Here is a 19,681-nt window from a genome sequence, read left to right as displayed (position 1 = left end):
CTATATGACAGGGATGGTGCTGGAGTGTTTTCTCGCCGACGAGGCGGCAACGGCAAGGCTTGGCGAGGACCTCGCCATGGCATTGCGCGCCGGCGACGCGGTCGCGCTCAAAGGCGATCTCGGCGCCGGCAAATCGACGCTCGCCCGCGCGCTGATCCGGGCGCTGGCCGACGACGCCAATCTCGAGGTGCCGAGCCCGACCTTCACCCTGGTACAGAGCTACGAGACGCGAGTCCCGGTCCACCATTTTGACCTCTACCGGCTGTCGGCGCCGGACGAGCTCGACGAGCTCGGCCTCGACGATGCGCTGACGCAGGGTACGGCGCTCATCGAGTGGCCGGAACGGGCGGGAGACCGACTGCCGGCAAACGCGCTCTGGGTCGATCTTGCCGAACATGGCGAGGGCCGCGTGGCGCGATTGTCCGGACAGGGACCGGCCTATGATCGCGCGGCACGATCGCTGGCCATGCGCGATTTCCTGGCATCCGCGGGCTGGGGCAAGGCCAGCCGCCGCCATTTCGTCGGCGACGCCTCCGCCCGCTCCTACGAGATCGTCTCCCTGCCTGGCGAGCCGCCGGGCGTGCTGATGAACTCGCCGCGCCTGGTGCTCGGCCCGCCCGTGCGCGACGGCAAGCCTTACGCGGTGATCGCCCATACGGCGCAATCCGTCGCCGCTTTCGTCGCCATCGACAAGGCGCTGCTTGCGAACGGAGTCAGCGTGCCGGTGATCCATGCCCAGGATCTCGACCAGGGTTTTCTGCTCCTCGAGCATCTCGGTTCCGAAGGCTTTTTGAGCGGCGACGGCCAGCCCATCGCCGAACGCTACCAAGCGGCGGCCGAACTGCTGGCCATGATGCATGGCAAGGCTTGGCCGGAGCGCATGGAAGCAGCGCCCGGCGTGTTCCACGACGTGCCGCCTTTCGATCGGGACGCCATGCTGATCGAGGCCGATCTTCTGGTCGACTGGTATGTGCCCTGGATTACCGGCGAAGCGCCGAGCGACGCCTTGCGGGCCGGCTATCACAAGCAATGGAACGCAGTGCTCGACCGCCTCGCGGGCAGCGAATACACGCTTATGCTGCGCGATTTCCATTCGCCCAACATCATCTGGCGCGCGGAGCGGTCCGGCCTGGACCGGCTCGGCATCGTCGACGTCCAGGACGCGCTGATCGGGCCGGCGGCCTATGACGTCGCATCCTTGGCCATGGACGCGCGCGTCACCGTCTCGCCCGAGATCGAGCGGCGGACGGTCGCGGCCTATGTCGCGGCGCGGCACGCCGCCGGCCCCTTCGACGAAGCCGCTTTCGCCGAGGCTTACGCGATCATGGCGACGCAGCGCAATTCAAAGATCCTCGGCATCTTCGTGCGGCTCGAAAAGCGCGACGGCAAGCCTTACTATCTAAAACACCTGCCGCGCATCCGCGATTATCTGAGGCGGGCGCTGGCGCATCCGGCGCTGGCCAGCCTGAAGGAATTCTACATGGCCCACGGCCTGCTCGAGGAACGGCTCCCATGAAGCCGACGACGGCGATGGTGCTGGCGGCCGGGCTCGGCAAGCGCATGCGGCCGATCACCGACACGACGCCGAAGCCGCTGGTGAGGATCGCCGGCAAGACCTTGCTCGACTGGGGGCTGGACAGCCTGGAGGCCGCCGGCATCGCCAAGGCCGTCGTCAATGTGCACTACCTGCCCGAGCAGATCGTCGCCCATGTCGCCGGACGCCGGGCGCCGAAGATCGTCATCTCCGACGAGCGCGAGGCCCTGCTGGAATCGGCGGGCGGCATCGTCAAGGCGCTGCCACTTCTGGGCAGCGAGCCCTTCTACATCATCAACGCCGATACCTTCTGGATCGACAGCGGTCAGCCCAGCCTCGAGCGCCTTGCCCTTGCATGGGACGCCGCCAGAATGGATATTCTGCTGATGCTTACCGATCTCGACTCAGCGACCGGGCACTGCGTCGGCACCGATTTCCTGGTTGCGCCCGACGGCGCGTTGCGGCGCTCGAAGGGTGATCCGACCGGCCTGATCTATGCCGGCGCTGCCATCATCCATCCGCGTATCTTCAAGGACGCGCCCACCGGCTCGCATTCGCTCAATGTCTATTTCGACAAGGCTATCGCCGCCGGGCGCCTGTTCGGCATGAAGATGCATGGACGCTGGATCACCGTCGGCACGCCAGACGCCATTCCCGCCGCCGAGGCGGCCGTTGCCGGCGCCCTAGCGAAGGCGGTATGAGCGGCGCGCGCCGCGTCCTTTCCATCCCACCCGGAGCGCCGTTCCTGCCGACGCTGGCGGAGGCGTTGCTCGGCGGGCGGCTGATCCCCGGCTTCCGTTTCGACGGCGAGCCGCTGGCGCTGGCCGACGCTACCATCTATGTGCCGACGCGCCGCGCGGCGCGCGCGCTGCGCGGCGCCTTCGTCGATATGCTCGGTCAACGCTCGGCCATCCTGCCGACGGTGCGGCCGCTCGGCGAATTCGACGAGGACGAGGCGGCCTTCGACGCCGAGGCGGCGACGGCGATAGACCTCGCGCCACCGATCGCGGCGCAGGAGCGGCTGCTGTTGCTGGCGCCGCTGGTGCGCGCCTGGAAGGAAAGCCTGCCGGCGCATGTCAGGGAGCGGTTCAACGAGGAATTCGTCGTGCCGACCTCGGCCGCCGACGCCATCTGGCTGGCGCGCGACCTCGCCCGGCTGATGGACGAGATCGAGACCGAGGGCACGGATTGGGCGAAGCTCGCGACGCTGGTCACCGGCAATCTCGCCGGCTGGTGGCAGGTGACGCTCGATTTCCTCGGTATCGTCACCGACAACTGGCCGGAATTGCTCAAGGAACGCAACCGCTCCAATCCGGCCGCGCATCGCAGCGCGCTGATCCGGCTGGAGGCGGCGCGGCTGAAGCGCAATCCGCCGGCCGGACCGGTGATCGCCGCCGGTTCGACCGGCTCCATTCCCGCAACCGCCGAACTGCTTGGCGTGATCGCCGGCCTGCCCAACGGCGCCGTCGTCCTGCCCGGGCTCGACCGCGAGCTGGACGACGCTTCCTTCGCGGCGATCACGGCGCCCGGCGCGCGTCCGGCAACGCTCGGCCATCCGCAATACGGCCTCGCCAAGCTGATCGGCAGCATCGGCATCCCGCGCCGCGACGTCGAGGACGTGGTCGCCGCGCCGCCGCCGCTCGCGCTGCGCGCGACGCTTGTCGGCGAGGCGCTGCGGCCGGCCGAGACCACCGAATACTGGACCGAGACGCGACCGCGCTTTTCGGCCCATGACATCGAACAGGCGCTGGCAGGCGTGACGCTTGTGGAAGCGGCGAACGAACGCGACGAGGCGGCGGCTATCGCTATTGCGCTCAAACTTGCCGTCGAGGCACCGGGCAAGCGCGCGGCGCTTGTCACTGGCGACCGCGCGCTGGCGCGACGGGTTTCGGCCGAGCTTCTGCGTTTCGGCGTCGTGGCCGACGATTCCGGCGGCGCGCCGCTCATCAACACGCCGGCCGCAAGCCTGCTCAGGCTCGCGCTGAGCGCCGCCTTCCGGCCCGGCGATCCGGTAAGCCTGTTGTCCTTGCTCAAGCATCCGCTGCTCGGTCTCGGCCTCGAACGCCAGAGCGTGCGCAAGGCGGCCGAGTTGATCGAGCTGGTGGCGCTGCGCGGCGGCACGGGCCGGCCGGATGTCGCATCGCTCGGTGAACTTTTTGACACACGGCTCGCGGAGCTGAGCGGCGACACAAGACAGCCCTTCTGGTTTTCGCGCCTGACCGTGCGCGGCATCGAGCAGGCGCGCGGCATGCTTGGCCGCCTTACCAAGGCGCTTTCGCCGCTCACCGCGATGCGCAATGAGAAGGATGCCGATATCGCGACGCTGACCAGCGCAAGCGTGGTCGCGCTGGAGGATCTGGGCCGCGCGGCCGACGGCAGCCTCGTCGACCTCTATGCCGGCGACGCCGGCGAAAAACTCGCCGAGCTGTTGCGCGGACTGGTGGCGGCGTCCTCTCCCTTCACCTTTGCCGCTTCGGAATGGCCCGACGTGATGGAAGCGCTGATCGCGCCGGAGACGGTGAAGCCGGCGCAAGGCACCGACCGCAACATCGCCATCTGGGGCGCGCTGGAAGCCCGCTTGCAGAATGTCGACACGCTGGTCATCGGCGGGCTCAATGAAGGGGTTTGGCCGCGCAAGCCCGAGAGCGACCGCTTCATGTCGCGGCTGATGAAGACCGGCATCGACCTTGAGCCGCCGGAGCGGCGCATCGGCCTTGCCGCGCATGATTTCCAGATGGCAATGGGCGCGGCGGAAGTGGTGCTGACGCGCTCGGCGCGGTCGGGCGACGCACCGGCGGTGCCGTCGCGCTGGCTGCAGCGCATGCTGACCTTCATCGGCAAGGAGCCGGCGGCGGCCCTTCGCGGGCGGGGCGACGCACTGCTCGGCTGGGCGCGCTCGCTCGATGCCGGCGAGAAGAAGGATTTTGCCCCCCGCCCGCAGCCCAGGCCGCCGCTCAGCATGCGCCCGCAGCATTTCTCGGTCACCGAGATCGAGACTTTGCGCCGCGACCCCTACGCGGTCTATGCGCGGCGCATCCTCGGCCTGATGCCGCTCGAGCCTTTGATCCGCGATCCGGGCGCCGCCGAACGCGGCACTTTGTTCCACGAGATCCTGCATCTGTTCTCGCGGCGGGTGGAGGATCCAAGGGCGCCGAACGCGCTGGCAAGCCTCATCGAAGCCGGCCGTCTCTGCTTTGCCGAGGCAAAGCTTCCGCCGGATATCGAGGCTGTGTGGTGGCCGCGCTTCGAAAAGCTCGCCGAAAACATCATCCAATGGGAGGATGGCCGCGCCGATGCGGTGGCGAGGCGCTATGCCGAGGAACGCGCCGAGAAGACGGTGGTCGGCCGTACCGGCGTGACGCTGTCGGGCTATGCCGACCGCGTCGACCTGCTGGCCGGCGGGATGGCCGACATACTCGACTACAAGACCGGCTCCTCGCCCTCGAAAGCGCAGGCGCACACGCTCTTGTCGCCGCAGCTTGCGCTGGAGGGCGCGCTGCTCAGGCGCGGCGCCTTCAAGGAACTCGGCATTCGCGAACCCTCGCAGCTGGCCTTCGTGCGGCTGAAGCCGAATGGCGAGGTGTTCGAGGAATCGATCCTCGAATACAACCGCAAGCCCCGCACCGCCAACGACCTGTCCGAGGAAGCCTGGGCGCGGCTGGAGCGGCTGCTTTTCCACTATGCCGACCCGACCACCGGCTATCTGTCGCGCGCCCTTCCTTTCCGCGAGGGCGAAGCCGATGGCGATTACGATCACCTGGCGCGCGTGCTGGAATGGTCGGCCGGCGGCGCCAGCGAAGACGAGGCGGAAGGATGAAATATCCGATCCCCTCCGATACCGCCGCCAGCCAGGCAAGCGCCTCGGATCCGGCCTATTCGGCCTGGGTGTCGGCCAATGCCGGCTCGGGCAAGACGCATGTCTTGGCGCAACGCGTCATCCGGCTTCTGCTCAACGGCACCGACCCGTCGAAGATCCTGTGCCTCACCTACACGCGGGCTGCCGCCGCCAACATGTCGAACCGCGTGTTCTCGACGCTCTCTGAATGGACGGCGCTGCCCGATGCGGAGCTGGCGGTCAGGATCGCGGCGCTGGACGGCCGCGGCGCCGACCGTGACATGATGCGGCGCGCGCGGCGCCTGTTTGCCGAGGCGCTGGAGACGCCGGGCGGGCTGAAGATCCAGACCATCCACGCCTTCTGCGAATCCGTGCTGCACCAGTTTCCGCTCGAGGCCAATATCCCGGCGCATTTCGAGATGCTCGATCCGCAGATGGAAGCCTCGCTGTTCGCCGATGCCCGCCGCGACATGATCTCGGGCGCGGGCGCCGGCGTCGAAGGCCTGGCGGAAGCCTTTGCCACCGTGCTGGAGCGCGGCGGCGAGTTCGGTCTCGATACCCTGCTTGGCGAGATCGTCGGCAAGCGCGACGAGCTGCGCGACTTCATCGCCAAGCTCGGCGGGGAGCGGGATTTCCGGCCGCTCTTCGCCGAATTCGGCTTCAGGCCCGGACAGACGGCCGAGGACATCGCCGCCTCGCTCTGGCCGCTGCCTGGGTTCGCTCCTCGCCAGTTCGCCGAGTTCGCGCAGGCCGCCGAAGCCGCCGACGCGCGGCAGGTGCTGAACAATGTCATCCCCTATGCGCGGGGCGCCTTCGCCGAAGCCGACCCGATCCGCCGGCTGCGGCTGCTGGCAAAGGCCTTCCTCAAGGCCGACGGCGCCCCCTATGAGCCGCCAAAAATCTTCAAGAAGGCGCTGGTCGACCGGCTGCCGGATCTGCCGGAACGCTACCTCGCGACGGCCAAGGCAATCCTCGACGTGTCGGACCGGCTGGCGCTATTCCGGATGCTCGAAGGCACTGCCGCGGCGCTCACCGTCGCCGGCTGGCTGATCGCGCGCTACGAGCAGTTGAAGCGCGGGCGGGGCTTCCTCGATTTCAACGACCTCATCACCCGCACGGTCAGCCTTTTGTCACGGCCGGATGCCGGACCATGGGTGCAGTTCAAGCTCGACCAGGGCATCGACCACATCCTGCTCGACGAGGCACAGGACACCAGCCCGGACCAATGGGAGGTGGTGAAGAAGCTGACGGAAGAATTCTTTGCCGGGCTCGGCCAGCGCGAGGCGGTCACGCGCACGATCTTTGCCGTGGGAGACGAGAAGCAATCGATCTACTCCTTCCAGGGCGCGGCGCCGGATTCCTTCGCCGAAAGCCGGCTGTTGTTTGCCGGGCGCGTGCGCGACGCCGAAGCCGCCTTCGCCAATCTCAAGCTTACCTGGTCGTTCCGTTCGAGCGACGACGTGCTGGCAGCGGTCGACCGCGTCTTCGCCGAACCCAGTGTCAGGCGCGGCATTAGCCACGATCCCGATCCGCTCAGCCACAAGGCGATCCGCAATGACGCGCCGGGCTATGTCGAGGTGTGGCCGTCGATAGGCGCCGAAATGGTCGAGGAGCCCGACGACTGGACCTTGCCGGTCAACCATGCCAGCGCGCCTGCCGTGCGCGTCGCCGAGCATGTCGCGACGACCATCCAGAACTGGCTGCGCAGCGGCGAGGTCATAGAGGGCAAGGGCAGGAAACTGACCGCCGGCGACATCCTCGTTCTGGTGCGCAAGCGCGATCGCTTCGTCCATGCGCTGTCGCGCAGCCTGAAAAACCGTCAGATCCCCGTCGCCGGAGCCGACAGGCTGAGCCTGCCCGGCCATATCGCTGTGCAGGATCTGATCGCGCTCGGGCATTTCCTGATCCAGCCGGAGGACGATCTTTCCTTGGCCGCTGTGCTGCGCAGCCCGATCTTCGAGGTCTCCGAGGAGACGTTATTGACGCTTGCCGGCGAAAGGCCGAAGGGCCAGTCGCTGATTGCCTCGCTCAGGCACCATGCCGCCGAAGATGTTTCGCTCGCCGCTGTCATTAGCCGGCTCGATGGCTGGGCAACCGAGGTGGCGTTCAAACCGGTGTTCGAATTCTACGCAGCGATCCTGGCGCGCGACGGGTTGCGCCGCAAGATGACGGCGCGGCTCGGGCCCGAAGCCGGCGACATCCTCGACGAGTTCCTGAGTTTTTGTCTGGCCGAGGAACGCACTGGCTTGCCGGGGCTGGAATCCTTCCTGTCTACGCTGGAGAACGCCGGCCCCGAGATCAAGCGCGAGATGGACCAGACGCGCAACGAGGTGCGGGTCATGACCGTGCATGCCGCCAAAGGCCTGGAGGCGCCTGTGGTCTTCCTGGTCGACGGCGGCTCGGCGCCGTTCAGCGACCAGCATCTGCCGCGGCTGATGCCGTTCGAGAGCTCGGGGACGCAATGGAAAGGCAAGGGCTATCTGTGGCGCTCGGCCAGCGATGTCGCCAATGGCGTCTCGAAGGCGGCTTCGGTTCGGGCGCGCGAGCTGGCGGATGACGAATACCGGCGGCTGCTCTATGTCGGCATGACGCGCGCCGAGGACCGGCTGGTCGTCTGCGGCTATCACGGCAAGCGGGAGCCCAGCCCCGGCACCTGGCATTCGATCGTCAGCCGCGCGCTGCTGGGCGCGCCCGAGAGTTCCGAGCGGCGGCATCCGGCGACGGCCGATGTGGCCGTGCATCGCTTCCATATGACGAAATTGCCGCCGGTGGCGCTGACCAGCATCGATGAGGCCGGCCCCTTCGAGCGCACTGCGCCGCTGCCTGACACCCTGTTCCAGCCATTGCCGCCCTATGAGGAGCTGCCGCGGCCGCTTTCGCCTTCCGGCGCCTCCGCGCTGATCGAGGAAGCGAAAGACGCCATTCCCGATACGCGCTCCCCGGTGCTCGACGCTGCCGCCGAGCCGGGCTTCGCCGTTGTGCGCGGCCTTGCCCTGCACAAATTGCTGCAGATGCTGCCAGGCATCGCCGAGGCGCAAAGGCGAGGAGCCGCAGAACGCTACCTGGCGCGCGCCGGCGCCGATTGGCCGGCGGACGAGCGCGACAGGGCGTTGGAAGCGGTGCTCTCCATCCTGTCGGACAATCGCTTCGGCGCGTTGTTCTCGCCGTCGTCCCGCGCGGAAGTCGCGATCATGGGCAGCCTGGAGGTGAAGGGCAGGCTGCGTTCCATATCCGGCAAGATCGACCGGCTGGCGGTCACGCCGGAAAAGGTTTCGATCGTCGACTACAAGACCAACCGGCCGGCGCCGGCGAGCCTGGCCGAAGTGCCTCCGGCCTATGTGCTGCAGCTTGCGCTCTATCGCGCGCTGCTCCAGCCGCTCTATCCCGGACGCGAGGTGACGGCGGCGCTGCTGTTCACCGAGGCGCCGCGGCTGATCGAGCTGCCGGCCGCGGCCATGGACGATGCCCTTGCCCGACTCACGGGAGCGTGACACAAGAACTGCTTGAAGATCGCCGCCACAACCACCACATTTGGTGCAACCCGAGTTTTCGAAAGGATTTCAGCATGGCCACCGTCAAGGTCGACAATGGCAATTTCCAGGCCGATGTGCTCAACGCCAAGGAGCCGGTCGTGGTGGATTTCTGGGCGGAGTGGTGCGGTCCGTGCAAGATGATCGGCCCGTCGCTAGAAGAGATCGCCAAGGAGCTCGGCTCGAAGGTGAAGATTGCCAAGCTCAACATTGACGAGAATCCGGAGCTTGCCGCGCAGTTTGGCGTGCGCTCGATCCCGACGCTGATGATCTTCAAGGGCGGCGAAGTGGCCGACATGAAAGTGGGCGCGGCGCCGAAGACCGCGCTGTCGCACTGGATCAACGGCGCCATCGCCTAAGCCAATTCGGATATCCCCAATTCGGATATCCAAGGAACAAGCCCGGCCATCGCGCCGGGCTTTTTCTTTGGCGTCATCGCTCGACGCGCTCTGGCCCTCACGTTCGCTCTCACCATCTCCTCTTCTACAAGAAAAGGAGAACGCCATGACCGGAACAGCCAAGGCCACAGTCCATGTCGACAATGAGCGCGTGATCGTCACCGAATACCGCTTCGCGCCCGGCGCCAACACCGGCTGGCACCGCCACGGCCATGACTATGTCGTGGTGCCGCTGATGGATGGCAAGGTGAAGCTGGTGACCAAGGATGGCGAATCCTTCGCCGAGATGAAGAAGGGAGCGCCCTATTTCCGCAGGGAAGGCGTCGAGCATGACGTCATCAACGCCAATGACGGCGAATACGCTTTTATAGAGATCGAGCTGAAGTAGGCTGGTTGGCTAGCCATCATCTGCCATCTTGATGACTAAGCTCTGTCGGTATCTATTTCCGGCAAGCGGAATTCCAGATGGCCGAAACGAAACTCTCAGTCCGTAGCGCAAAAGCATGGAACCTTGCTCATCGACTTGCGCGTCGTGAGAATCGTTCCATGGCCGATGTGATCGAACGCGCGCTCGAGTCCTATGAGATTCAGGAAGCGCGGCGCGAACCCGCATCCAGCTTCTATGCTCGCCTGGTTGCAAGCAGCGGAGCCGACATCGATCTTGAGAAAATTATCCGCGAAGGCCGCTAGATTTAGTCACCAGTCCGCGACGCGATCGCCGCCGGCGAACTGCGCGCTTTTGGCGGTGTATTCGAACAGCTCGATCCTTACGCCGTTGGGATCGCTGATCCAGGCCTGGTAGGTATCGTCGCAGGCGAGCTTCTTCGGCGTGATCTCAACGCCCCTTGATCGGATATGGGCGATGGCCGCGTCGATGTCCTCCACTTCCAGGCAGAAGTGGTTGATCTGGTTGCGGTCGCTGTAACTGGCCTCGTTCTTTTCAAAGACCTCGACATGGCTTCGGCCGCCGCAGTCGAGATAGAAGCCGAAAATCCCGCCGTCGCGCTGGAAATTGAACCTTGTGTCCATGCCAAGCACGTCGCGATAGAAGGAGCGCGTCGCCTCCAGGTCATGCGCGAAGATGCAGACATGAGCGAGCTGCTTCACTTTGATCATGGCCGGTTCCTTTCGGCCCCCGCCGAAATCCGCAGCGCTATCTCAGCTTATGTCGGCGGCGTGCCGTTCTCGGCCAGCACGGCGCCGGCGAAATAGAGCGAGCCGCCGATCAGGATGCGCGGCGCGGGGCCGTCCCAGCTGTCGCGCAACAGCATCAGCGCGCTGGCGACGGAGCTGACCGGTTCGGCCGACAGGCCTGCCTCTTCGGCCCGCAAGGCCAGCTCGTCGTTCGGGACGCCCGCATCGCTGTTGGTCACCGGCACGGTGTAGACATGGCGGGCGAGGCCCTTGAAGGCGCTGAAATAGCCGGTCTGGTCCTTGGTGTTGATCATGCCGGAGATCAGCACCAGGGGCCTCGGATTCTTCTCCTCCTGCTCGGCCAGCGCTTCGGCGATGACGATGCCGGCGCCGGGATTGTGACCGCCGTCCAGCCAGATGTCGGCCCCTTTCGGCGCAAGGTCCACCAGCTTGCCCTGCGTCAGCTTCTGCATGCGAGCCGGCCAGGCGGCATGGGTCATCGCCCGCTCGGTGGCGCGGTGGCTGATCTCGAAGCCGGCCGCCTTGACGGCGGCGATCGCCGCCGCGGCGTTGGCGTATTGATGGCGCCCGGGCAGGCGCGGCAAGGGCAGGTCCATCAACCCGTCCTCGTCCTGGTAGACCATGCGGCCGTTTTCCTCGAAAGCGAGGAAATCCTGGCCATAGACAACGGTCGGGCAATCCAGCCGCTCGGCCGTCTCGATCAGCACCTGAAGAGCTGTCTCGCTTTCCTGGGCGCCGATCACCACCGGGCAGCCGCGCTTCATGATGCCGGCCTTCTCGGCGGCGATCAGCTCGACGCGGTCGCCGAGGTAGGCTTCGTGGTCCATCGAGATCGGCATGATCACCGAAACCGCCGGCCGCTTGATGACATTGGTGGCGTCGAAGCGGCCGCCGAGACCGACCTCAATAATGGCCGCCTCCGCCGGGTGCTCCGAAAACAGGATGAAGGTGACGGCGGTGAGTATCTCGAACACGGTGATCTTCTGGCCTTGATTGGCCTCGGCGACGCGCGCGATGGCCTCGGCGAAAATGTCGTCTTCGACGAGCTTGCCGCCGCCTTCGGCCGCCAGCCGGTAGCGCTCATGCCAGTTCACCAGATGCGGCGAGGTGTGGACATGGACGAGATGGCCGGCCGCCTCCAGCAGCGCGCGCGAGAAGGCGGCGCAGGAGCCCTTGCCATTGGTGCCGGCGATGTGGATTACCGGCGGCAGCCGGTCCTGCGGGTTGCCGAGGCGTTCGAGAAGCCGGGTGACGCGGTCCAGCGAAAGGTCGAAGCCTTTCGGATGCAGCGTCATCAGATGTTCGATTTCGCGTTCGGCGGAGAGCGTTGTCATGGTGGAATCCTAGCGCATGCTTCCGAAACCGGGAATCGGTTTCGGAACGGCCATGCGCAAATCAGAGGCTACAGCAGACAATGGACGGCGCAAATCGCGGTTCGCGGCGAACGATGTCGCGTCGGGCCGATATCCCGTCAGGCTTGCGGCCGCGCCTCGGCGTTGACCACTGCCGGCGGCAGGATTTCCGGCTCCAGCGGCTTCTCGGCTTGCGGCACCTTGAGCAGCATCTTCAAGAGCCGGGAAATGGTCTGGCGCATCTCGAGCCGCGAGACGACCATGTCGACCATGCCATGCTCCATCAGATATTCGGCGCGCTGGAAGCCGTCGGGCAGTTTTTCGCGAATGGTCTGCTCGATGACGCGCGGGCCGGCAAAGCCGATCAGCGCGCCGGGCTCGGCAATGTGGACGTCGCCCAGCATGGCATAGGAAGCCGTGACGCCGCCCGTGGTGGGGTTGGTCAGCACGACGATATAGGGCAGGCCTGCTTCCTTCAGCCGGTCGACGCCGACCGTGGTGCGCGGCAATTGCATCAGCGACAAGATGCCTTCCTGCATGCGGGCGCCGCCGGAGGCGGCGAACAGGATCAGCGGCCGCCTGCGCTGCAGCGCGACCTCGAAGGCATGGACGATGGCCTCGCCCGCGGCCATGCCGAGTGAGCCGCCCATGAAGGCGAAATCCTGCACGGTGACCACCACCGGAAGACCTTCGATGGTGCCGAGCGCGTTGAGGATAGCGTCTTCCAGACCGGTCTTCGTCTTGGCCTCTTTCAGACGGTCGGTGTAGCGCTTCTCGTCGCGGAACTTCAGCGGGTCCTGGACGACCTTGGGATTTTCCAGCACCTCGTATTTGCCGTCGTCGAAGAAGTATTTCAGCCGCTCCTTGGCCGAGATCTTCATGTGGTGGCCGGAAGCCGGGATGACGAACTGGTTGGACTCGAGATCCTTGTGGAAGATCATCTCGCCGGTCTCGGGATCCTTGATCCAGAGGTTTTCCGGCATGTCGGTGCGCCGGCCGAGCATCGAATTGATCTTCGGGCGAACGTAGTTCGTGATCCAGTTCATCGCTTCGGCTCCTGTCCCTACGAGGAAGAGGTAGGAAAACTATTCGGCGGCAGCAAGGCGGGCCGAGCGGACGCCCTGGGCAAGGCCGCTGACCAGAGTGGCCACGGCTTCGGCCGGATCGGCTGTTTTCTCGCCCTTTGGCCCCAGCACATTGGCGACCGCGTTGACGATCGCCGTGCCGACGACGACGCCGTCGGCCGAGGCGCCGATGACGCGCGCCTGCTCGGCCGTCTTGACGCCGAAGCCGACGCAGACCGGCAACGCGGTGTGGCCCTTGATGCGCGTGACCGCCGCTGAGACCTTGGCCGTGTCGGCAAGCGCCGAGCCGGTGATGCCGGTCATCGAGACGTAATAGACAAAGCCGGAGGTGTTTTCCAAAACCTTGGGCAGGCGCTTGTCGTCGGTGGTCGGCGTGGCCAGGCGGATGAAGTTGACGCCGGCTTTCAGCGCCGGAATGCAGAGCTCCTCGTCCATTTCCGGGGGCAGGTCGACGACGATCAGGCCATCGATGCCGCTTGCCTTGGCATCGGCGAGGAAGCGATCGACGCCGTAGATGTAGATCGGATTGTAATAGCCCATCAGCACGATCGGCGTCTCGTCGTCGCCGGCGCGGAACTCGGACGCCATCTTCAGCGTCCTGGCCAGGGTCTGGCCGCCTTTCAGCGCCCGAAGACCCGCCGCCTGGATCGCCGGACCGTCGGCCATCGGATCGGAGAAGGGCATGCCGAGCTCGATGATGTCGCTGCCGGAGACTGGCAGCGCCTTCATGATCGACAGGGAGGTCTCGTAGTCGGGGTCGCCGCCCATGATGTAGGTGACCAGAGCCGGACGGCCCTCGGATTTGAGCTTCGCCATGCGGCGGTCGATGCGGGTGGTCATTGTCAGATCTCCATGCCCAGCATCTTCGCCACCGTATGCACGTCCTTGTCGCCGCGGCCGGACAAATTGACGATGACGAGCTGGTCCTTGTCCATCTTCGGCACGATCTTCATCGCATGGGCGATGGCATGCGCCGATTCCAGCGCCGGGATGATGCCTTCGACCCGCGTGGTGAGTTGAAAGGCCTCCAGCGCCTCGTCGTCGAGGATCGGCTCATACTGGACGCGGCCGGAATCACGCAGCCAGGAATGCTCGGGGCCGACGCCAGGGTAATCGAGGCCGGCCGAGATCGAATGGCCGTCGAGGATCTGGCCATCGGCGTTCTGCAGCAGATAGGTGCGGTTGCCGTGCAGCACGCCGGGCTTGCCGGCATTCATCGAAGCGCAATGCTCGACGCCGTCGAGGCCGCGCCCGCCGGCCTCGATGCCGATGATGCGGACATCCTTGTCGTCAAGGAAGGGATGGAAGAGGCCGATGGCGTTGGAGCCGCCGCCGACGGCGGCGATGATGACATCCGGCAGCCGGCCTTCCTGCTCCAGCATCTGGGCGCGGGCCTCCGAGCCGATCACCGACTGGAAGTCGCGCACCAGCTCCGGATAGGGATGCGGGCCGGCGGCGGTGCCAATCAGGTAGTAGGTGTCCTCGACATTGGTGACCCAGTCGCGCAGGGCCTCGTTCATGGCGTCCTTCAGCGTGCCGTGGCCAGCAGTGACCGGCCGCACCTCGGCGCCGAGCAGCTTCATGCGGAAGACGTTGGGACTCTGGCGGGCGACGTCGGTGGCGCCCATGTAAACGACGCAAGGATAACCGAAGCGCGCCGCCACCGTAGCCGACGCAACGCCGTGCTGGCCGGCGCCGGTCTCGGCGATGATGCGCTTCTTGCCCATGCGCTTGGCCAGCAGGATCTGGCCGAGGCAATTGTTGATCTTGTGCGAGCCGGTGTGGTTCAAGTCCTCGCGCTTGAAATAAACCTTGGCGCCGCCGAGATGTTTCGTCAGCCCTTCCGCGAAATAGAGCTTTGAGGGCCGCCCGGCATAATGGGTGGAGAGGTTCTGCAGCTCGGCCTTGAATTCCGGATCGTTCTTGGCCTTGTTCCACTGCTCTTCGAGGTCGAGGATCAGCGGCATCAGCGTTTCGGCAACGAAACGGCCGCCGAAAATGCCGAACATGCCCTGCTCGTCGGGTCCGGTGCGGAAGGAATTGGGCATAGCCGGCTTGTTCATCGCCGATCTCTCCTTGACTAAGTGAGCATGTCCTTCTCGGAAAACCGGATTCCACTTTTCCGGGACATGCTCGGGTTTGAGCCTGCTCAGGCGGCGCGGTCGTCGCGCGCGGCCCTGACGGCCCGGAAAAACTGCTCGATCAGCGCCGGATCCTTGACGCCCGGAGCGCTTTCCACGCCGGACGAAACATCTATTCCGGGAGGGTTGGCCAGTCTCAGGGCATCGCCGATATTGGCGGCGTTGAGCCCTCCGGAAAGCATGTAATCGAGCCCTGCGTCAAGGCCGGTCAGGATGCGCCAGTCGAAGGCAACGCCGTTGCCGCCCGGCAATTCCGATCCCTTCGGCGGCTTGGCGTCGAACATGAGGCGATCCGCAATCCCGACGAATGGTTGTATCCGCTCAAGATCGGCTGCCTCACTGACGGAAAACACCTTCATGACCGGGAGGCCGTAACGGGCCTTGAGTTCCGCCACGCGGTCGGGCGTTTCCGAACCGTGCAGCTGCAGCATGTCCGGCTGCATTTTCGCGACGATGTTATCCAAGAACTCATCGTCGGCATCGACGGTGACGGCGACCGCCAGGGCCTTGCCGCGCGCCGCCACGCGCAGGCGGCCGGCCTCGGCCGGCTCGACATAACGCGGGCTCTTGGGGAAGAAAATAAACCCGACATGGCTGGCGCCGCCGGCAAGGGCGGCCGCCATCGCGGCGTCGGTCTTCAATCCGCAGATCTTGATGTCGAGCGTCATTGCGCGGGCTTGGCACGAAACGGGAAAAGAGTCGAGAAAAAGCATGCTGTTGCCGGCGCGGCGGAAAACGCTACCTTCATAAGGGGACCACAGGCGGGAGCAGGACAATCATGGCCGACCGGACCGTTGCCGAACTCAGGCAGAAGATCGCCCAGGCGCGCGAGGTGATCGCGCATCTGATGGACAAGGCCGCCTTCAACGGCGCCGAGGCGCACCGGGCTCTGGAGTATTTCGGCAGCGATGCCTTCGATCGGGATTTTCTGCCCTGGCCGCATATCGAGGAAGGGCTGCGGCCTGAGGAGTTGAATGCGGCGAATGACGATTGAGGGGTGTTGGTCAGGCACTGCGCCGGCCGAATGGTGCCGCGATCGAGAATAAAACGCCGTTCCGGGACGCTTCCCTTCCCGTCAATGCAAAGCGACTTCTGAACCGCTGCGGCGCTCGCACGTCACGGCATGGATCCTCGGGACTGCGCGCGTCGCTTCGCTCCCTGCTCCGCCCGTGGATGACGAAGCTGAGATGGCTCAGCTAATCTCCAGCGTTTGCGCCGGCAGTAGCGACGGTCGTCGCACTATTGCCGCCGTTGCAGCTACTCAAACACAATAGCCTGCAGCGCCCCGCCATTCCGCTTCAGCCAGTCCTTGCAGCGGTCGGTGTCCGGGCAGAGCTTTTCGCACAGTTTCCAGAATTTCGGGCCATGGTTCATCTCCTTGAGATGCGCCACCTCGTGCGCCACCAGGTAGTTTATCACCGCCGGCGGCGCCATCATGATGCGCCAGGAGAAGGAGAGATTGCCCTCCGAGGTGCATGACCCCCAGCGGCTGGAGGTATCCTTGTACCTTATAGCCTTGGCGCGCTTGCCGATCGCCTCGGTGTGCTTGACCACCAGCTTCTCGATCTCCTTCTTGGCCTCGCGCTTCAAATGGTCGGCGACGCGGCGCGGCAGGTGGATACGCTCACCGTGCACGATCAGAAGCTGACCCCGCTCGTCGCGCGAAACGGTAACGGTGCCGCGCTTCGAAGGCTCATGCACGATGCGGTGCGGCACGCCGCGGATCGGGATTTTTATGCCGGGCCGCACTTGCGGGCGGGTCGGCACCTTGGCCAGGCGCTGCTCCAGCCAGTCCTGATGGCGGTCGAGGAATTTTTCCACCTCGCCCCGGCGCAGGCCTGGCGGCACGGTGACGCGCAGGCCCTGGCCTCCGGAATCGATGCGCAAAGTGAGCCGCCTGGCCCTGGCGCTTTCGACGATTTTCAGCGGCAACGTTCGCCCGGCGACGCAATGTTCGCGCTCCACGACGGGCGTGGGCTTTGGCTTGGTCAGATTGCGAAAGAAGCCGAGGGTCATGGCTGGACGATACGCGATTCGAAAAAAACGGCCAGTGGAGGGAGGCTACAATGAGAACAAAAAAGAAACGGCGCCGCAAGATGCGACGCCGCATATCTAGCCGAGACCTGTCGCAGGATCTCAGTCGTCGAGCAGGTTCGTGCCCTTGCCGCGCTTGGGAGCGGGCTTGTCGGCCGAGTCGGTGGTGGTCGGCGCGGTATGCTTGTTGCGGTTGGCCATGAAGCGGTCGAACTCTTCCTGGTCCTTGGCACGGCGCAGTTCGCGGGCGTAGTCGTCGAACTCGGTCAGCATCTCGTCCAGCTTGCGGCGCTCTTCGGCCAGGCGCTCCAGTTCCTTCTCGCGCCAGTCGTCGAAGGCGACGTTGCCGGTGCGGGCCGAGCCGTGGCCCCAGCGGGCCGCCTTGTCGGAACCGCGGCGGCAGCCGGCGAAGATGCCGTCGGTCGCGCGGTTGACGTCACGCTTGAACCCTTCCAGCCGGTCGCCCCAGATGATGTAGGCGAGCATGGCGAAGCCGAGCGGCCAGAATACCATGAAGCCGATGACCATCAGTGCGATGGTGGCCGGCGTCCAGGCCGGACGGATCAATGCAGTCGTATTCATTTCTCCCAATCCTTCCATTGGAGACAGCCAAACCGGCTGCGTGGAATCGAAATGGGAAGGCGGAATCGGCGATTCAAGGCAAGTCCGGCCAAAACCGGCGAAGCATCTGAAATGATTATCGCTTTTTGAGTTTTTCCAGGAAAAGCACTGCCATTCCGGCAACCAGCCCCCAAAATGCCGCGCCGACGCCGAAGAGCGTGAGCCCAGAAGCCGTCACGGCGAAGGTGACGGTGGCCGGCATGCGGTCGCCAGCGTCATGAAGGGCTATCGACAGCGCGTTGGCCAGGGGCGCCGTCAAGGCAAGCCCCGCGACCAGCACGATCAGGCTTTGCGGCAGGACGGCGAAGATCGCCACGAGCGAGGCGCCGAAGATGGCGAAGATGAGATAGGCGAGCGCATAGAAGGGCCCGGTCTTCCACCGCTCGGCCGGATCTGGATGGACATCGGGGCCTGTGCAGATGGCGGCCGAGATCGCCGCGAGATTGGTGGTCGCGGCGCCGAATGGCGCCGAGAGCAGCGAGAACAGGCCGGTGACGCCGATCAGCGGGCCGGGTTCCGGATGATAGCCGGCGGCGCGCAGCACCGCCAGGCCGGAAAGGTTCTGCGAGGCCATGGTGACCAGATAGAGCGGCAGGGCAAGGCCGATGATCGCCGATGCGGTGAATTGCGGTGCAATGAACGTCAATGTCGACAGTTCCGGCACAGGCAGGCTGCCGACGCGACCGGTGAGGAAAGCGGCAAGGCCGCCGCCGATCAGCACCACCAGCACCGATAAAGCCGGATTGAACAGGCGGATGACGAAGAAGGCGGCGATCAGCGGCAGGATGAGCCAGGGATCGGCGGGAATGGTCTTCACCGCGTTGACGGCGAAGCTGACTAGGATGCCGGCCAGCATGCCGGACGCGACCGAGGCCGGGATCTGCGCGATCAGCCGGGTCAACGGCTTGAACAGGCCGGTGGCGACCAGAAGGACACCGGTGACCATGAAGGCGCCGACGGCCTGCGGCATCGTGAAACCGCTGGAGGCCGCGATCAGCGCGAGACCCGGCGTCGACCAGGCGGTAATGACCGGCATTTTCGTGCGCCAGGACAGCCACAGGCATTCGATCGTCATGGCCAGGCAGATCGCCGTCACGCCGCTCGCCGTCTCGATCTGTGTGGCGCCGACGGCCTTGGCGGCGGCGATGACGAGGGCCAGCGTGCCGCCAAAGCCGACGATCGCCGCGACGAAGGCGGATATCGGGATGGAGATGCGCATGGTCAGGCGGCCCGCCTCACCATGTCGGCGACGGCGCGCTTCAGCATGTCGAGATCTTCGGGACGGGACAAACGATGGTCGCCATCGGGGATCAGCGACAGCGTCACATCGTCGGCGGGCAGCATCGATGCCAGCTTCAGCGCATGGCTGGACGGCACGTCCGGATCGGCCAAGCCCTGCAATATGTGCACCGGACAGTGCGTGTCGATCGGTCCTGTCATGACCCGGTTGGCGCGGCCGTCCTCGATCAGCGCTCGGGTGTAGATATAAGGCTCGTCCGAATAGCCGGACGGCTCGGCGAAAAATCCCTTTTTCGAAAGATCGCGCTTCTGTGCCTTGGTCAGCACCGGTTCGATCAACTCGACCGTGAAATCAGGCGCCGGCGCAAGCAGCACGAGACCAGCCACGCGGTCATCGCCCGACCGGCGCAATTCCTGCACCATGCGCAGCGCGATCCACGCCCCCATCGAGGAGCCGACCAGGATCTGCTTGCCTTTGCTGAAGCGCCGGAAGACTGCGAGGCTCTCGGCCAGCCATCTGGAGATCGTGCCGTCGGCGAATTCGCCACCCGACTCGCCATGGCCGGAATAGTCGTGGCGCAGATAGGCAAGGCCCTCGCCGCCGGTCCAGGCCGCGAGGGCCTCGGCCTTGGTGCCAAGCATGTCGGACTTGTAGCCGCCGAGCCACACCACGCCGGGTGCGGCGCCGGGCGCCTGCCTGACGGCGATGCTCGATCCGTCCACATCGATGAAAACCGGAGCGCTGGCGGCCATGGGC

18 protein-coding genes are annotated in these 19,681 nt (G+C 65.6%); 8 read left to right on the top strand and 10 right to left on the bottom strand.

Going from position 1 to position 19,681, the window contains the following annotated elements; translation table 11 throughout:
• Positions 1–4: 4 nt before the first annotated feature.
• From tsaE to DPM35_RS20280, 7 genes are all read left to right on the top strand, one after another.
• Entirely contained in the window at positions 5–1,516 is a 1,512-nt protein-coding gene (gene tsaE, locus DPM35_RS20310) for a tRNA (adenosine(37)-N6)-threonylcarbamoyltransferase complex ATPase subunit type 1 TsaE (RefSeq protein WP_112129007.1), read from the top strand.
• Positions 1,513–2,235, top strand: a complete 723-nt coding sequence (locus tag DPM35_RS20305) for a nucleotidyltransferase family protein (protein WP_112129006.1) — start codon at positions 1,513–1,515, stop codon at positions 2,233–2,235. Before tsaE ends, DPM35_RS20305 begins: the two co-directional genes overlap by 4 nt.
• Positions 2,232–5,351, top strand: coding sequence for a double-strand break repair protein AddB (gene addB, locus DPM35_RS20300; protein ID WP_112129005.1), 3,120 nt, complete (start codon positions 2,232–2,234; stop codon positions 5,349–5,351). Before DPM35_RS20305 ends, addB begins: the two co-directional genes overlap by 4 nt.
• Complete coding sequence (gene addA / locus DPM35_RS20295; protein ID WP_112129127.1) at positions 5,348–8,860, top strand: double-strand break repair helicase AddA; 3,513 nt, start codon at positions 5,348–5,350, stop codon at positions 8,858–8,860. The genes addB and addA overlap by 4 nt, the downstream gene beginning before the upstream one ends.
• Positions 8,861–8,934: 74 nt before the next feature.
• Positions 8,935–9,258 (top strand): thioredoxin, encoded by a 324-nt coding sequence (gene trxA, locus DPM35_RS20290; RefSeq protein WP_112129004.1) that lies wholly within the window; start codon positions 8,935–8,937, stop codon positions 9,256–9,258.
• A gap of 145 nt (positions 9,259–9,403) precedes the next feature.
• A complete protein-coding gene (locus DPM35_RS20285; RefSeq protein WP_040987071.1) occupies positions 9,404–9,685 on the top strand; it encodes a cupin domain-containing protein in 282 nt (93 codons plus the stop codon).
• A gap of 77 nt (positions 9,686–9,762) precedes the next feature.
• On the top strand, positions 9,763–9,987 hold the full coding sequence (locus tag DPM35_RS20280; RefSeq protein ID WP_112129003.1) for a plasmid stabilization protein: 225 nt from the start codon (positions 9,763–9,765) through the stop codon (positions 9,985–9,987).
• Between the two features lie 6 nt (positions 9,988–9,993).
• Here DPM35_RS20280 and DPM35_RS20275 read toward each other — a convergent pair whose 3' ends face one another.
• The 6 genes from DPM35_RS20275 to DPM35_RS20250 all read right to left on the bottom strand — a co-directional run bounded on the left by DPM35_RS20275 (position 9,994) and on the right by DPM35_RS20250 (position 15,698).
• On the bottom strand, positions 9,994–10,413 hold the full coding sequence (locus DPM35_RS20275; protein WP_112129002.1) for a VOC family protein: 420 nt from the start codon (positions 10,411–10,413) through the stop codon (positions 9,994–9,996).
• Between the two features lie 47 nt (positions 10,414–10,460).
• Complete coding sequence (locus DPM35_RS20270; protein WP_112129001.1) at positions 10,461–11,786, bottom strand: bifunctional folylpolyglutamate synthase/dihydrofolate synthase; 1,326 nt, start codon at positions 11,784–11,786, stop codon at positions 10,461–10,463.
• A gap of 137 nt (positions 11,787–11,923) precedes the next feature.
• Complete coding sequence (gene accD / locus DPM35_RS20265; protein WP_112129000.1) at positions 11,924–12,850, bottom strand: acetyl-CoA carboxylase, carboxyltransferase subunit beta; 927 nt, start codon at positions 12,848–12,850, stop codon at positions 11,924–11,926.
• 39 nt (positions 12,851–12,889) lie between these two features.
• On the bottom strand, positions 12,890–13,729 hold the full coding sequence (gene trpA / locus DPM35_RS20260; RefSeq protein ID WP_112128999.1) for a tryptophan synthase subunit alpha: 840 nt from the start codon (positions 13,727–13,729) through the stop codon (positions 12,890–12,892).
• A 2-nt stretch (positions 13,730–13,731) separates the two neighbouring features.
• A complete protein-coding gene (gene trpB, locus DPM35_RS20255) occupies positions 13,732–14,952 on the bottom strand; it encodes a tryptophan synthase subunit beta (RefSeq protein WP_112128998.1) in 1,221 nt (406 codons plus the stop codon).
• Between the two features lie 86 nt (positions 14,953–15,038).
• Entirely contained in the window at positions 15,039–15,698 is a 660-nt protein-coding gene (locus DPM35_RS20250) for a phosphoribosylanthranilate isomerase (protein WP_112128997.1), read from the bottom strand.
• Between the two features lie 110 nt (positions 15,699–15,808).
• Between DPM35_RS20250 and DPM35_RS20245 the strand changes: the two genes are divergently transcribed.
• The gene (locus DPM35_RS20245) at positions 15,809–16,024 is read left to right on the top strand and encodes a hypothetical protein (RefSeq protein ID WP_112128996.1); all 216 of its coding nucleotides are present in this window, start codon (positions 15,809–15,811) and stop codon (positions 16,022–16,024) included.
• Positions 16,025–16,287: 263 nt separating this feature from the next.
• Here DPM35_RS20245 and DPM35_RS20240 read toward each other — a convergent pair whose 3' ends face one another.
• From DPM35_RS20240 to DPM35_RS20225, 4 genes are all read right to left on the bottom strand, one after another.
• Positions 16,288–17,046, bottom strand: coding sequence for a M48 family metallopeptidase (locus tag DPM35_RS20240; protein WP_112128995.1), 759 nt, complete (start codon positions 17,044–17,046; stop codon positions 16,288–16,290).
• A 120-nt stretch (positions 17,047–17,166) separates the two neighbouring features.
• Positions 17,167–17,646, bottom strand: a complete 480-nt coding sequence (locus tag DPM35_RS20235) for a DUF2852 domain-containing protein (protein ID WP_112128994.1) — start codon at positions 17,644–17,646, stop codon at positions 17,167–17,169.
• A 115-nt stretch (positions 17,647–17,761) separates the two neighbouring features.
• Entirely contained in the window at positions 17,762–18,904 is a 1,143-nt protein-coding gene (locus tag DPM35_RS20230; RefSeq protein WP_112128993.1) for a benzoate/H(+) symporter BenE family transporter, read from the bottom strand.
• 2 nt (positions 18,905–18,906) lie between these two features.
• Positions 18,907–19,677 (bottom strand): alpha/beta hydrolase, encoded by a 771-nt coding sequence (locus DPM35_RS20225; RefSeq protein ID WP_112129126.1) that lies wholly within the window; start codon positions 19,675–19,677, stop codon positions 18,907–18,909.
• Positions 19,678–19,681: the final 4 nt, after the last annotated feature.

It is taken from the genome of Mesorhizobium atlanticum, from assembly GCF_003289965.1.
GTDB lineage: Bacteria > Pseudomonadota > Alphaproteobacteria > Rhizobiales > Rhizobiaceae > Mesorhizobium > Mesorhizobium atlanticum.
This window is presented reverse-complemented; position numbering and strand designations above follow the sequence as displayed.